This window comes from Solwaraspora sp. WMMD791, assembly GCF_029581195.1.
GTDB lineage: Bacteria > Actinomycetota > Actinomycetes > Mycobacteriales > Micromonosporaceae > Micromonospora_E.
Map to the genome: position 1 here is coordinate 2348765 of NZ_CP120737.1, position 14162 is coordinate 2362926.

12 protein-coding genes are annotated in these 14162 nt (G+C 73.4%); 8 read left to right on the forward strand and 4 right to left on the reverse strand.

Annotation, left to right across the window (positions count from 1 at the left end; genetic code table 11):
- Window positions 1-77: 77 nt before the first annotated feature.
- Window positions 78-1223, reverse strand: a complete 1146-nt coding sequence (locus O7623_RS10260) for a glycerate kinase (protein ID WP_282228378.1) — start codon at window positions 1221-1223, stop codon at window positions 78-80.
- Window positions 1224-1292: 69 nt separating this feature from the next.
- Here O7623_RS10260 and nadA point away from each other — a divergent pair, with 69 nt between their 5' ends.
- The 3 genes from nadA (at window position 1293) to O7623_RS10275 (ending at window position 4901) form a co-directional block, all read left to right on the forward strand.
- The gene (gene nadA, locus O7623_RS10265; protein ID WP_282228379.1) at window positions 1293-2462 is read left to right on the forward strand and encodes a quinolinate synthase NadA; all 1170 of its coding nucleotides are present in this window, start codon (window positions 1293-1295) and stop codon (window positions 2460-2462) included.
- 335 nt (window positions 2463-2797) lie between these two features.
- Window positions 2798-4153, forward strand: coding sequence for a UDP-N-acetylglucosamine 1-carboxyvinyltransferase (murA, locus tag O7623_RS10270; protein ID WP_348775158.1), 1356 nt, complete (start codon window positions 2798-2800; stop codon window positions 4151-4153).
- A 133-nt stretch (window positions 4154-4286) separates the two neighbouring features.
- Window positions 4287-4901, forward strand: a complete 615-nt coding sequence (locus O7623_RS10275) for a DUF3043 domain-containing protein (RefSeq protein ID WP_282228380.1) — start codon at window positions 4287-4289, stop codon at window positions 4899-4901.
- A gap of 48 nt (window positions 4902-4949) precedes the next feature.
- Here O7623_RS10275 and O7623_RS10280 read toward each other — a convergent pair whose 3' ends face one another.
- Both O7623_RS10280 and O7623_RS10285 read right to left on the reverse strand, forming a co-directional pair.
- The gene (locus tag O7623_RS10280) at window positions 4950-5267 is read right to left on the reverse strand and encodes an AzlD domain-containing protein (protein ID WP_282228381.1); all 318 of its coding nucleotides are present in this window, start codon (window positions 5265-5267) and stop codon (window positions 4950-4952) included.
- Complete coding sequence (locus tag O7623_RS10285) at window positions 5264-5971, reverse strand: AzlC family ABC transporter permease (RefSeq protein WP_282228382.1); 708 nt, start codon at window positions 5969-5971, stop codon at window positions 5264-5266. Before O7623_RS10285 ends, O7623_RS10280 begins: the two co-directional genes overlap by 4 nt.
- Window positions 5972-6036: 65 nt before the next feature.
- Between O7623_RS10285 and O7623_RS10290 the strand changes: the two genes are divergently transcribed.
- The 3 genes from O7623_RS10290 (at window position 6037) to O7623_RS10300 (ending at window position 11017) form a co-directional block, all read left to right on the forward strand.
- Complete coding sequence (locus tag O7623_RS10290) at window positions 6037-6594, forward strand: XRE family transcriptional regulator (protein ID WP_282228383.1); 558 nt, start codon at window positions 6037-6039, stop codon at window positions 6592-6594.
- A 274-nt stretch (window positions 6595-6868) separates the two neighbouring features.
- Window positions 6869-9901, forward strand: a complete 3033-nt coding sequence (locus O7623_RS10295) for a WG repeat-containing protein (protein WP_282228384.1) — start codon at window positions 6869-6871, stop codon at window positions 9899-9901.
- 117 nt (window positions 9902-10018) lie between these two features.
- Complete coding sequence (locus O7623_RS10300) at window positions 10019-11017, forward strand: aldo/keto reductase family protein (protein WP_282228385.1); 999 nt, start codon at window positions 10019-10021, stop codon at window positions 11015-11017.
- A gap of 110 nt (window positions 11018-11127) precedes the next feature.
- On the opposite strand, the gene O7623_RS10305 is transcribed toward O7623_RS10300, so the two are convergent.
- A complete protein-coding gene (locus O7623_RS10305; RefSeq protein WP_282228386.1) occupies window positions 11128-11328 on the reverse strand; it encodes a hypothetical protein in 201 nt (66 codons plus the stop codon).
- Window positions 11329-11480: 152 nt separating this feature from the next.
- Between O7623_RS10305 and O7623_RS10310 the strand changes: the two genes are divergently transcribed.
- Both O7623_RS10310 and O7623_RS10315 read left to right on the forward strand, forming a co-directional pair.
- On the forward strand, window positions 11481-13319 hold the full coding sequence (locus tag O7623_RS10310; RefSeq protein ID WP_282228387.1) for a bifunctional adenosylcobinamide kinase/adenosylcobinamide-phosphate guanylyltransferase: 1839 nt from the start codon (window positions 11481-11483) through the stop codon (window positions 13317-13319).
- Window positions 13316-14113, forward strand: coding sequence for an adenosylcobinamide-GDP ribazoletransferase (locus O7623_RS10315; protein WP_282228388.1), 798 nt, complete (start codon window positions 13316-13318; stop codon window positions 14111-14113). The genes O7623_RS10310 and O7623_RS10315 overlap by 4 nt, the downstream gene beginning before the upstream one ends.
- The last annotated feature ends 49 nt before the right edge of the window (window positions 14114-14162 follow it).

The following is a 14162-nucleotide window of genomic DNA, read 5'->3' on the forward strand; positions in this document are numbered from 1 at the left end:
GGCGATTCCCAATCCGGCACCGACAATCCGTCCGCGGCGAGCCACCCGGATCACACTCCTCATGACCGGACGGCCGGTCAGCGGCTCCACTGACCGGCCAGGCGGGCGGCGATCCGGCGCAGTCCTTCGGCCGGGCGGGCAAGCGCCTGCTCCAGCCCGCCCCCGGTCTCCCCGCCGAAGTGGTCGACCAGGGCGTACGTCTCGGTGACCCCGGCTGCGGCGGCCTCCCGCCGGCCGGTGGCCACCTGGCCGGCGAGTACCACGCAGGGCAGCCCCCGGTCCCGGGCGGCACCGGCCACCCCGGCGACCACCTTGCCGCGCAGCGACTGGTGGTCGAACGATCCTTCGCCCGTGATCACCAGGTCGGCGGCGTCCAGCGCGGCGTCCAGCCCGATCAGCCTGGTGACCAGCGCGATGCCGGATTCGCAGCGGCCGCCGAGGGCGAGCAGGGCGGCCCCGAGGCCACCGGCGGCGCCGGCTCCGGGCAGCGCCGGCAACTGCGGCGGGCAGCCGGGCAGGCCGGCGACCAGGACGCTGGCGAAGCGTTCCAGGGCGGCGTCGAGCAGCAGTACGTCGCCCCGGTCGGCGCCCTTCTGCGGCCCGTACACGTTGCTGGCACCGTGCAGGCCGGTCAGCGGGTTGTCGACGTCGGTCGCCGCGACCAGTTCGACGCCACGCAGCCGGGGTGAGCCCTCCAGGGACTCGGCGGCGGCGAGCGCGCCGCCGCCGTACGGCAGGGCGTAGCCGGCGGTGTCCAGCGGGGTGACGCCGATCGCGGTGAGCATGCCGGCCCCGGCGTCGTTGGTGGCCGAGCCGCCGAGCCCGACGACGACCCGGCGGGCCCCGTGCTCGACCGCCGCGAGCAGCAGCACACCCAGCCCGTACGAGGTGGTGTGTTTCGGGTCACGCTCGGCCGGGGTCAGCAGGTGCAGGCCGCACGCCTGGGCGCTCTCCACGTACGCGGTCGGCGTAGCCGGGTCGTCGACCAGCAGGATCTCTCCGTCGACCGGGCGGCCCAACGGGTCGAGCGTCGGTACGGCGACCCGCCGCCCGCCGGTCGGCCCGGCCAGGGCGTCGACGAAGCCCGGTCCCCCGTCGGACAGCGGCAACCGCGTCAGTTGGTCGTGGGGTGCCTGGTCGTGCCAGCCGGCGGCGACGGCGTCGGCAGCTTCGACGGCGGTGAGGGTGCCGGCGAACTTGTCCGGACAGATCAGGACCCGCATGGTCTGGCAGTGTGGCAGGCCACACGCTGGCTGGTCGCAGGCGGGCGGACCTGTGCGAGCATGGATCTCGTGACTTCGACGTGGGTTGAGCCGTCCAGCACCGCGACCGCCCTGTTGCTGCTCGGCCGGGGCGCCGACCCGGCGACCGAGCGCGGCGTGGAGTGTCCCGGTGACCTGCCGGCGCCGAGCGACCCGGGCCTGGTCGCCCGGGCCACCGCCGCCAAGGCGGCGCTCGGTGACCGGGTCTTCGTCCTCGGGCACCACTACCAGCGCGACGAGGTGATCCAGTTCGCCGACGTCACCGGCGACTCGTTCAAGCTGGCCCGGGAGGCCGCCGCCCGGCCGTCGGCGGAGTTCATCGTGTTCTGCGGTGTGCACTTCATGGCCGAGAGCGCCGACATCCTGACCAGCGCCGCCCAGCGGGTGATCCTGCCGGACCTGGCCGCCGGCTGTTCGATGGCGGACATGGCGGTGCTGGGTCAGGTGGAGACCGCCTGGGAGGCGCTGGCCGACGCGGGTGCGGCCGACTCGACGGTGCCGGTGACGTACATGAACTCGTCGGCGGACATCAAGGGGTTCGTCGGTCGCAACGGCGGCGTGGTCTGCACCTCCTCGAACGCCAAGCGGGCCCTGACCTGGGCGTTCGAGCGGGGTCAGCGGGTGCTGTTCCTGCCCGACCAGCACCTGGGCCGCAACACGGCGGTGCTGGAGATGGGGCTGGACGCCGACGACTGTGTGCTCTACGACCCGCACAAGCCCGGTGGTGGGCTGACCGCGCAGCAGTTGCGCGAGGCGAAGATGGTGCTCTGGCGGGGGCACTGCTCGGTACACGGCCGGTTCACCCGCAGCAGCGTCGACGAGGTACGGATGCGGGTGCCCGGCGTGAACGTGCTGGTCCATCCGGAGTGCCGCTACGAGGTGGTCACCGCCGCCGACCAGGTCGGGTCGACGGAGTACATCATCCGGACCATCGAGGCGGCCCCGGCCGGTTCGGCGTGGGCGGTCGGCACCGAGCTGAACCTGGTCCGCCGGCTGGCGCTGGCCCACCCGGACAAGCAGATCATGTTCCTTGACCGGGCGGTCTGCTACTGCTCGACGATGAACCGGATCGATCTGCCGCACCTCGTGTGGGCCCTGGAGGAGCTGGTCGCCGGCCGGGTGCCGAACCAGATCACGGTCGACGAGCGGACGGCGCACTTCGCCCGGGTCGCCCTCGATCAGATGTTGGCACTGCCCTGATCGGATGCACGACACCACAATTCGGTCACTGAAAGTAATGTAGAACCTACATTTACGTACCGTCGTTCCCGAATTCGTGCCAATCGCAGCGCTTGCGGGATCCCACTCTCATCACAGAGCGCTATGCTGCCCCAGGCGACGAACGGGCAACGCGGATTTTCGATGCCCTTGGCGCGCAGCCGGTGACCGGTTGCGTGCCCGAGGGCCACCGACCGCCGACCCCGTACGCGGCACCGGCGGTTTCGCCCACCGCCGACCGGGACACATTTCTCCCCGCACAGCCGGGCAACCGCTCCACCCCATACGACGGCAGCATCGACGCGCTGGAGGTTTCGTTGACCGACGACGTCCTGATCGTGCATGGCGGCACTCCGCTGCACGGACAGATCCGGGTCCGAGGTGCCAAGAATCTCGTCTCCAAGGCGATGGTGGCCGCCCTGCTCGGTGACGAGCCGAGCCGGCTGTACGACGTGCCGCGGATCCGCGACGTCGAGGTCGTTCGCGGCCTGCTCGAGCTGCACGGGGTCAAGGTCAGCGACGGCGCCGAGGACGGCGAACTGCTGCTGGACCCGGCCAACGTGGAGAGCGCCTCCTTCGACCAGATCAACGTGCACGCCGGTTCCAGCCGGATCCCGATCCTGTTCTGCGGTCCGCTGCTGCACCGGCTCGGCCACGCCTTCATCCCGGACCTCGGCGGCTGCCACATCGGCCCGCGCCCCATCGATTTCCACATGCAGGCGCTGCGCGAGTTCGGCGCGGTCGTCGAGAAGACCCCGCAGGGGCTGCACCTGACCGCCCCGAACGGGCTGCACGGCACCAAGTTCGAGCTGCCGTACCCGAGCGTCGGCGCCACCGAGCAGGTGCTGTTGACCGCGGTGCTCGCCGACGGGGTCACCGAGCTGCGCAACGCCGCGGTCGAGCCGGAGATCATCGACCTGATCTGCGTCATGCAGAAGATGGGCGCGATCATCAAGGTGCACACCGACCGGGTCATCGAGATCCACGGAGTGCCCCGGCTCGGCGGCTACTCGCACCGGCCGATCCCGGACCGGATCGAGGCGGCGAGCTGGGCGGCGGCGGCGCTGGCCACCGGCGGCGACGTCAACGTGCTCGGCGCCCAGCAGGCCGACATGATGACCTTCCTGAACGTGTTCCGCTCGGTCGGCGGCGCCTACGAGGTCACCGACGCCCGTCCGCCCCGGGTCGGCAGCACCGGCCAGGAGGGTGGCATCCGCTTCTGGCACCCCGGCAACGAGCTGCGGGCGGTCGCCCTCGAGACCGACGTGCACCCCGGCTTCATGACCGACTGGCAGCAGCCGCTGGTCGTCGCGCTGACCCAGGCCCGGGGGCTGTCGATCGTCCACGAGACGGTGTACGAGCAGCGGCTGGGCTACACCGAGGCGCTCAACACGATGGGCGCGACGATCCAGGTCTACCGGGAGTGCCTGGGCGGCACCCCGTGCCGGTTCGGCCGGCGCAACTTCAAGCACTCGGCGGTCATCGCCGGCCCGAGCAAGCTGCACGCCGCCGACCTGGTCATCCCGGACCTGCGGGCCGGGTTCAGCCACCTGATCGCCGCGCTCGCCGCCGAAGGCACCTCGCGGGTGTACGGCGTCGACCTGATCAACCGCGGCTACGAGGACTTCGAGGCCAAGCTGGCCGACCTCGGCGCCCACGTGGAACGCCCCTGAATCCCGACGATCTTGCGCTTATCGAGGGACATTCGCGACAAATCTTCTCGATAAGCGCAAGATCGTCGGAGCAGGACGCCGGCCGTACGGGTGCAAGGTGCGGCTGACGTCCCTGGTTGGCTACCCTTCACGCGTGCCGTCGCTGTTTCGCCGCAAGTCCGCCGATGTCGTGGAAGCCGACCGACCGGAGGACGACCTCCCCGCGCCCGAGGAGTCCGGCTCGGACCGTCCCCGGGGCTACACGCCGAGCAAGAAGGAGCTCGGGGTGGTCACCCCGAAGCGCCCAGCTGCCGGCCGTCGACCGGCCGGAGACGCGAAGCCGCTGACCAAGCAGGAGGCCCGCGAGCAACGGCGGGCCCGGCGGGCGGCGATCTCCGAGGAGTTCCGGCGGGAGGGCGGCCCCCGCGACCGCGCCCCCGAACGGGGACTCGCCCGGGACGTGGTCGATTCCCGCCGTACCGTCGGCACCTGGTTCTTCGGCGGTGCGCTGCTGGTGCTGATCGGTTCGGGACCGACCATGCCGCCGGCGGTGCAGCTGGGCTCGAACCTGCTCTGGGTGACCCTGGCGCTGGCGGTCGTGGTCGACTCGGTGCTGATCTCCCGCCGGATCCGTAAGCTGGTCCGGCAACGGTTCCCGAAGTCGACCGAGCGGATGGGCGGCCTGTACTTCTACGCCATCATGCGGGCGATGACGTTCCGGCGGATGCGGACCCCGGTGCCCCGGGTGCAGCTCGGCGACAAGATCTGACGGTTCCACCCTGGCTCGACGGCACGCCCCGACCCGGATACGCCCGGCTCACGGCACGCCGAGCAGCCGCAACACCGCCGTGGTCGCGGCGGCGGCCACCACCACCAGCACGAACGGCGCGCGCCGCCACGCCAGGACCACCCCGACCAGCACACCAACGGGGCGGGCGTAGCCGGCGAATCCGGCGGCCTCGGTCAGTGCGGCGGTCGCGGCGAGCGCCGCCAGCAGGGTCGCTGCGGCGATCGGCAGCAGCCGGCGCAGCGGGGCGGACAACGTCAGCCGGTCGGCCAGCAGGACGCCGGTCACCCGGAAGGCGTACGTGCCGACGGCCAGCGCCAGCACGACGGCGATCACCGTCGTGGTCATCGTCGGCTCCCGTCCGGTACGGCCGGGCGGCGACGGCTGCCGGGTAGGGCGAGCGTCGCCAGCCCGACGAGGGCGAGCAGGACCGGCAGACCGGCGGGCAGCACCGGGGTGGCGAGTACGGCGACCCCGGCGCCGGTCAGCGCACACCGGCGTACGGTCGGCTCCCGCAGCGCCGGCAGCAGCAGGGCGAGCAGGCCGGCGGGGAACGCCGCGTCCAGGCCCAGGGCGGCCGGGTCGGCAACGGTGGTGCCGAGCCCGACGCCGAGCGCCGTGCCGACATTCCAACAGACGAAGATCGCCGGCGCGGTCAGCCAGAAGCTGCGGTGTCGCCGGGCCGGGTCGGGCTCGGCGAGCGTGAACGCGACCGCCTCGTCGGTGAGCAGGTGGCTGCCGACCAGCCGCTGCCACCAGCGGTCCCCGACGACCGGGGCGACGGCGAGGCCGAACGGCAGGTGCCGGGCGTTGAGCAGCAGGCCGGCCGCGACCGCCGCCACCGGAGCGCCGGCGGCGAGCAGGCCGATCGCCATGAACTGCGACCCGCCGGCGAAGACCAGGACCGACATCGCCACGGTCAGCCAGCCGGGCAGGCCGGCGGCGGTGGCGATCGCACCGAACGAGGCACCGACGGCGGCGATCGCCACCGCTACGGCGGCGACGTCGCGCAGCCGGGTCGGGCCCGCCACCGTTCGGTGTTCCGGCTTCATGTTCGGCATAATGAACAGACCGCGACCTGTTCGTCAAACCGAACACGAAGACCGATGGAGCGTACGTGTCCTCCGAGACCTCCCCACTGGCGGCGATCCCGCACGCCGTACGCCGGGAACGGGACCGGGCCGGCCTGTCCCTGACCGAACTGGCCCGGCGGGCCGGCATCGCCAAGTCGACGCTGTCGCAACTGGAGTCCGGCAGCGGAAACCCCAGCGTGGAGACCCTCTGGTCGCTCGCGGTCGCCCTCGGGGTCCCGTTCAGCCGGCTCGTCGAGCCCCCCACCCCGGCGGTCCGGGTCGTCCGTGCCGGCGACGGCCCAGGGTTACGCTCCGAGCACTCCGACTTCGTCAGCACCCTGCTCTCGGCGGCGGCCGGCGCGGTACGGCGCGACCTGCATTTGGTCCGCGCCGAGCCCGGCACCGCCCGGGTCGCCACCGCACATCTGCCCGGCAGCGTGGAGCATCTGGTCGTGGCGACCGGACGACTGCGTACCGGCCCCGTCGACCAGCCGGTCGACCTCGACGTCGGCGACTACGTCAGCTTCACCGCCGACCAGCCCCACCTCTACCAGGCGATGACGGCCGGGACCTCCGCCGTACTGATCATGGAGTACCGGTAGGTAGACCGGCGACGGCGACCGGACATCCAGCAGCAAAGAACACTGTTTCGATTCAGTCCGGGCGGTTCGGTAGCGTCGACCGAGCCTGCGCGGCTACCCTCCATCCGCAACCATGCTGCCACCGGGCCGGGGGACTCAATCGGGTTGCCACGGTTGCCGAGCGAGTATTGCGACGAGGTGACATCGCCGTGAGCGAGCCACGTGAACCGTTCACAGGGCTCCCGCCTGCCCGGCGACCGGCATGGACCACCGCTGTTCTCGACGGGGTGCGGGCGTGACGGAAGGCTACTTCGACCGCCGCTGGCAGTCCTGGCGATGGGACGACGACGGGTCCCCGGACGACGCTGACCGCACCGCCGGAGACCGTACCGTCGCCGCCTGGGACGACGACGACCGGTGGGAGGCGATGCGTCGGGCCCGGGACCGCCGTCCCGAGGAGCCGACCTGGGTCACCGACCCCACCAACGAATGGGTCCCGCTGCCGGGCCAGCGCTACCCCGGCGACCAGTCGTCGCGCCACCGCCCACGCCGTGACCCGGACCCGCCGCATTCACCGGCGGCCGGCGTCGGCCGAGCGACCGTGTACCAGCCGGGCCCCGGCCGGGGTCGACCGGGCGTCGAGGATCCGTCCGAGGAGTACCGACGCCGGGAAGCAGCCACCCGCCGCCCCGACGACGCTTTCCGCCAGCGGCCGCACCCCGACGACGTCTTCCACCGGCGGCCGCACCCCGACGACGTCTTCCATCAGCGCGGACCGACCCCGGACCGGTACCGTGGCGCACCACCGCCCGACCGTGGCGCACCACCGCCCGACCGTGGCGCACCACCGCCCGACCACGGGCAGCGACGTGGGCCGGCGGAGCCGTACGCCGCCCGTCGGCTCACCGAGCCGGGCCGACGCCCCGATCCGCAGCCAGGTCGCGAGCCGCAGCAATGGGACAGGCCACGGGAACGTCCAGCGGAGAGCCCACGGCGCGACGACCGTACCCGCCACCAGCCGGACCCCCGGGACGAGCAACCATGGTGGCCGGCCCGGCACACCGAGGCGGCCGGGCCGCCGGCGCGCCCTGAACCTGCCCGCCCGCAGCCGGCCGAGGTCTACCGGGCGATGCCGGCGACGCCGCCGCCTCCCGCCCGGCAGACCGCACCGCAGCGCCCACCGGCGCCACCGCGCGAACAGCTACCGCCAGCGGCACGGGCGACCGCCCCACCGATCGGGCGGACCGACGGTCCCGAACGCCGTCCCACGCCGCCACCGCCGACCAGACCGGTACCGGCCCGGCCCGTGCCCACGGCGCCCGACCAGACCGGCGAGCAGTTGCCAATCCCGGTCTCCGCGCCGGCCGGTCCGCCACCGGAGTTCCGGGTCAGCACGGCGACCGGTGAACATCCGCAGATCCGAGCGGTACGCCGGGAACAGGCAACGGACGCCACCTACGTCGTGCGGGCCAAGCCCGAACCACGCCACGCTCCCCCGCCCTACATCGTGCGTGACCAGCCGGAGCGCGAGGCGCCACCGCCAGTGGTGGTACGCCGTGCCGAGCCCGCGCCGACGCCGACATCGGCACCACCCGCCGCCGAGGCACCCGTACCCGTGTCTGCGGTGCCGCCCGTGGCCGAGCCGCCGGCACCGCCCGTGCCGGTCTCTGCGGCGCCGGCGGTTGCCGGCGCGGAGGCCGACAGCCGCGAACGGGTCGAACATGAGCCGGCGCGGCACCCGGTCGACGACGACCTCGACGCCGACGGCACGACCGGAGCCGACGGACACCGGCGTATCGACGAAGACCGACAGGTCGAGAGCGAGCAGTCGCCGGACGAGCAGCCAGCGGCGAGCCCGGACACGGTCCTGCCGGTCACCGGTACGGCGGCCGGAGCCGCCACCGCCCTCGGCGCACCGACCATGCTGGCACCGCTGGTACGCCCGGACGAACCGACCGCCGACGGCGCCACCGACCAGGCCCGGCCGCCCGCCGACCCGCCGTCGCCGGCCGAACCCGCGCCGGCCGATCCGGAGCAGGTGCTGTCGGCGTACCGGTGGCGGTTCCACCACGAGACCCTGCGGGAGCTGGTGGAGGATCCCGACGATCTGCGGGCGATCCGGGACCGGCTGACCGAGAAGATCGCTCCGGCGACCGACAACGCCACCCGGGCCCGGCTGCTGAGCCTGCGCGCGGTGGTCTCCCGCATCCTCGGCGACCTCGGCAAGGCGCTGGCCGACGCGAAGCTGGCGCTGGCCCACGCGGAAGCCACCGGCGAACTGCGACGGATCGCGATCGCCCAGGCACGGCTGGCGCACGTACTGCAGTGGCGCGGCGACTTCGCCGAGGCGGACCGGTTGTTCGAGGAGGCCAACTCGGCCGAGCTGCCCGACCGGTTGCGGGCCACCATGCACGAACACGCCGGTCGGTCCTGCTACGACCAGGGCCGCTACATGGAGGCGTGCAACCACTTCGAGCGGGCGTTGGAGCTGCGCAAGGTCGAGGACCCGGACCTCATCGCCCGCACCGAGCTGGCGTTGGACGCGGTCTTCGCCAAGGTCGCCGAGAACGGCTGGGGGCCGTATCCACGCCAGCGGGACGAGATCCTCCAGCTGCACCGGGCGCCCCGGCCGACCTTCAGCGACCAGGCCCAGTGCTGGGGGTACGCCGACGCCGACGGTGAACTGGTGATCGCCCCTGCCTTCGCTGACGTGCAACCGTTCCACGAGGGTGTCGCCTGGGTACGCCGCCCCGAGTCCCGGTTCTGGGAGCTGATCGACGAGTCCGGAGCGATCCGGATCGCCCAGACCGCCGGGTACATCAGTGTCGGCTCGTACTCCGACGGACTCGCCTGGGTGACCGCCGACGGCACCGGCAGCTGGATCGCGATCGACCAGGACAACACCGTGGTGATCGGGGCCGGGTTCGACGACGTACGGCCGTTCCGTCGAGGTGTGGCAGTGGTCCGCCGGGGCGGCTGGGGTGCGGTCGACAAGACCGGCCGGCTGCTGCTGCCCACCCGGTACGGCGGATTCCCGACCGCGTTGACCGACGGCCGGTACATCGACGGATTCACCGACGAGGGCCTGGCGATCATCGACGCCGGCGGGCGCAAGGGGGTGGTGGACCGGTCCGGACGGGTGATCGTGCCGCCGGTGCATCCGGCGATGGCGATCCATCCGGTGGCGTTCCTCGTCGCGGTGCCCAGCGGCCGGTGGGGGGCGTTGGACCGACGTGGTGAACCGCTCATCGACCCGGTGCATCCGAGCCGGGCAGCCGTGATGGACGAGATCGACCGGCTGTTGGCGGACACCAAACCGGTGCTGTGACGTGCGTCGCCGGGTAACCGGACAACCGGTCCGCCGCCGGCACCGCGAGATCGATTTACCGCTGTACGTGCGACGGAGCGTGCAGCCGGAACGCGAACCGACGACTAGGGTTGGGCCATGGAATTCCGACACCTAGGCCGCTCCGGCATGCTCGTCAGCGAGATCTCCTACGGAAACTGGATCACCCACGGATCGCAGGTGGAGGAAGAGGCCGCCCACGCCTGCGTACGGGCCGCGCTGGACGTGGGCATCACGACCTTCGACACCGCGGACACGTACGCCGGCACCAAGGCCGAGGAGGTGCTCGGCCGGGCGCTGCGCGGTGAGCGGCGCGAAGGCCTGGAGATCCTCACCAAGGTCTTCTGGCCGACCGGCCCCGGCCCCAACGACCGGGGGCTGTCCCGCAAGCACATCATGGAGTCGATCAACGGCTCGCTGCGCCGGCTGCAGACCGACTACGTCGACCTGTACCAGGCGCACCGCTTCGACCACGCCACCCCGTTGGAGGAGACGATGGAGGCATTCGCCGACGTCGTGCACTCCGGCAAGGCGCACTACATCGGGGTGTCGGAGTGGAACGCCTCGCAGATCCGGCAGGGCCACGCGCTGGCCCGCGAGCTGAAGATCCCGCTGGTGTCGAACCAGCCGCAGTACTCGATGCTGTGGCGGGTGATCGAGGCGGAGGTGGTGCCGGCCAGCGAGGAGCTCGGCCTCGGGCAGATCGTCTTCTCGCCGCTCGGCCAAGGGGTGCTGACCGGGAAGTACCAGCCGGGCCAGCCGCCACCGGCCGGTTCCCGGGCCACCGACCAGTCCGGCGGTGCCACCTTCATCTCCCGGTTCATGACCGACCAGACACTGAGCACCGTGGCGCGGCTCAAGCCGCTGGCCGAACAGGCCGGCCTGACGATGGCGCAGCTGGCCGTCGCCTGGGTGCTGCAGAACCCGAACGTCTCGTCGGCGATCATCGGCGCGACCCGCCCCGAGCAGGTGCGGGACAACGTCAAGGCCAGCGGCGTCCAGCTGGACAGCGGCCTGCTCAAGGCCATCGACGAGGTGCTCGACCCGATCGTCGAGCGGGATCCGGGCAAGACGGTGAGCCCGGCCAGCCGGCCGTGACGGTCCGGCAGTGACGGTCCGGCAGTGACGTGCGGTGGGGCCGGGCGGGCCAACGGGCCGGCCCGGCCCCGCCCGGCGTCGACCACAGCACAGGAAGTTCCGGGGTCAGGTCACTGCGTGGCCGGCAGCAGGCTCATCCGGTACTCCGACCGGTCGTCCTCCAGCAGCTCGACGGAGGCGACGCCCGCCGCCGCCAGCTCCCGCCAGGTCTGGCCGATCCAGGACTCGGCGTCGGCCTGGGTGCCGAACGTCTCGGCCGGTCCCTGCGCGGGCTGGCCGTCCGCGTCCTCGTACCGCCAACTCCATGGCATCTCGCTGCTCCCCTCGGCGATGGACGCTCGCAAGCCTAGCCGCGACCGCTGACATGCGGCCGTACCGGTGACGTGGCCCCCGCGTCGTGACCGCCCGGCCGCCACCCCGCCCGGCTGGTCGCGGTGGTGGGCGCGCGCCGTAAGGTACGGGCATGTCCGTTGACGGGTGGAAGTCCGTGCTGGTGCTCGGTGGAATCCGGTCCGGCAAGTCCGGGTACGCCGAATCCCTGGTCGCCGACACGCCGGGCGTACGGTACGTAGCCACCGGCGCGGTCGACCCGGCCGACCCCGAGTGGCTCGCCCGGGTCGAGGCGCACCGGGACCGCCGGCCGTCGCAGTGGAGCACCGACGAGGTCGCCGGGCATCCGGCCCGCCTGATCGAGCTGATCGGCGCGGCACGGGCGGACGAGACACTGCTCGTCGACGACCTTGGCGGCTGGGTCACCGGGTTGCTCGACCCGGCACATCAGCCGGCCGACGACCGGGCCACCATCGACGAGCTGGTCGCCGCGGTCCGGGCGAGCGCCGCGCGGCTGGTGCTGGTCAGCCCCGAGGTCGGGTTGGCGTTGGTGCCGACGACGCCGGTGGGACGGGCCTTCGCCGATGCGCTCGGGGTGACCAACCAGGCGGTGGCCGGGGTCTGCGACACGGTGGTCCTGGTCGTCGCCGGCCAGCCGGTGCGAATCCGGTCGGCCGCGCGGGTCGTCCCCGCCGCGACCGTCCTCACCCCGACGGTCGCGGAGGCCACCGACACACCCGCTGAGTCCACCGCCACCGCCACCGCCACCGCCGCTATCGCCACCACCGCTATCGCTGCCACCGCTATCGCTGCCACCGCCGTCGCGGCCGCCGCTGAGCCCGCCACCACCCGTGCCACCCTCGCGCCGCCCCCGATCACGCCGGGCATGACGCTGCCGATGCCGGCCGAGCGGGTACGCACCGCCGCTGTCGAACGCCTCGGCACGCTGGACCAGCCCGGGGCCGGATTCGGCGGGTTGGCACGGGTGATCGGCTTCGCCGCCGCCACCCAGGACACCCCGACGCCCCGACCGTGGGAATCCGTACGCGTGGTGCTGGTGCACGGCGACCACGACGGCGGGGTCGCCGCTGGCGACAGCCCGCAGGAGTCGGCCCGCCGCGCCGAGCAGGCCCGCAGCGGCGACGGCGCACTCGCCCGGCTGGCCGCCGCCGCCGGCGCGGACGTCACCGTGGTCCACGCGCCGGTCGCCGGCCCGATCGAGGACGGCCCGGCGCTGCCCGCCGACGAGGTCGAGGCGGCGCTGACCGCCGGCTGGACCGTGGCCCGGCAGGCCGCCGACGCCGGGGTGTCGGCGATCCTGCTCGCGGCCTGCGGCGCCGGCGCGGCCGGTGCAGCCGCCGCCGTGCTCGCCGCCACGACCGGGGCGGAACCGGCGGCGATCCTGGGGCGGGTCGTCGGACCCGGCGCCCGGATCGACGACGCCGCATGGATGTCGCGGTGCGCGGCGGTCCGTGACGCGCTGCACCGCACCCGCCGGGGCACCCGGGGTGCCCACGACGTGCTGGCCGAGTACGGCGGCGGCGACATCGCCCTTGCCACCGGGCTGCTGCTCGGCGCGACCGCGCACCGGATCCCGGTCCTGTTGGACGGACCGGTCGGGGTGGCCGCCGCGCTGGTCAGCCGCGACCTGGCCGGTCAGGCACGGCACTGGTGTCTGCTGCCGGACCACGGCCGGCACCCGACCGTCCGGCACGCCGCCGACGTTCTCGGGCTGACCCCGGTCGTCGACCTGCACCTCGACCTTGGCGAAGGCACCGGGGCGTTGGCCGCGCTGCCGCTGCTGCGCAACGCCCTCGCCCTCGCCGGTGGCCTCGGTGGGCATCCGGGGATCGACACCGCCAGCGACGGTGACTCCGATACCGACGGCGACGGCGACACGTTCGAGGTCACCCCGTTCGTGGAGCCGGAACCGGCCGGCCCGGGACCGACGGACGGCGTCCCGGCCCGGTGACCGGCGGTCGGTCGACCGGGGTGCTGCCCCGGCTGACCGCCGGGGTCCGGCTCGCCGTGACCACCTTCACGGTGCTGCCGATGCGGCCCGCACCGGTGGATCGGTCGACGGCCACGGTCGCGATGGCCATCGCGCCGGTGCTCGGCCTCGGGCTGGGCGCAGGGCTCGGGCTGGCCCTGCTCGCGCTGTCGTCCGTCGGGCTCCCGGCGCTGGTCGCGGCCGCGGTGGTGACCGGGCTGGCCGCCGCGTCGACCCGGGGTCTGCACCTGGACGGACTCGCCGACACGGTCGACGCGCTCGGCTCGCACCGCCCACCCGCCGGCGCGTTGGAGATCATGCGCCGACCGGACATCGGCCCCTTCGGAGTGGTTGCGCTGGTCGTGACGCTGCTGACGCAGGCCGGTGTGCTCGCGGCCGTCGCGGCGGACCGTGACTGGCCGCCGGCGCTGGCCACCGTCGCCACCGCTGTCGCGGCTGGCCGGCTCGCGGTGACCTGGGCCTGCCGGCACGGGGTGCCGGCGGCGCGGCCGGACGGGCTCGGTGCGATGGTCGCCGGCACCCAGGGGCGGTCGACCGTCGTGGCCGGGACGCTGCTGGTGCTGGCCGTCGCGACGTTCGCCGTACCCGGCCGGCCCTGGCAGGGGCCGCTGGCGGTGCTCGCGGCACTGCTGGTGTGGCTGGTGCTGACGCGGCATCTGGTACGCCGGTTCGGCGGGATCACCGGTGACGTGCTCGGTGCCGGAGTGGAGATCACCACCACGCTCGGCTACCTGGGCATGGTGACCGGTGGGTAGTCCGGCCGTGGCCGGCGGCCCGGCGGAGTAGCGTTCAGCTGTCCAGTTC

Excerpts from the sequence above, each read along its gene's own strand:
- O7623_RS10310 (WP_282228387.1), top strand. The coding sequence starts at position 11,481 with ATGTCCGTTGACGGGTGGAAGTCCGTGCTGGTGCTCGGTGGAATCCGG.
- O7623_RS10300 (WP_282228385.1), top strand. The coding sequence starts at position 10,019 with ATGGAATTCCGACACCTAGGCCGCTCCGGCATGCTCGTCAGCGAGATC.
- O7623_RS10260 (WP_282228378.1), bottom strand. The coding sequence starts at position 1,223 with ATGCGGGTCCTGATCTGTCCGGACAAGTTCGCCGGCACCCTCACCGCC.
- O7623_RS10285 (WP_282228382.1), bottom strand. The coding sequence starts at position 5,971 with ATGAAGCCGGAACACCGAACGGTGGCGGGCCCGACCCGGCTGCGCGAC.
- O7623_RS10305 (WP_282228386.1), bottom strand. The coding sequence starts at position 11,328 with ATGCCATGGAGTTGGCGGTACGAGGACGCGGACGGCCAGCCCGCGCAG.
- O7623_RS10280 (WP_282228381.1), bottom strand. The coding sequence starts at position 5,267 with ATGACCACGACGGTGATCGCCGTCGTGCTGGCGCTGGCCGTCGGCACG.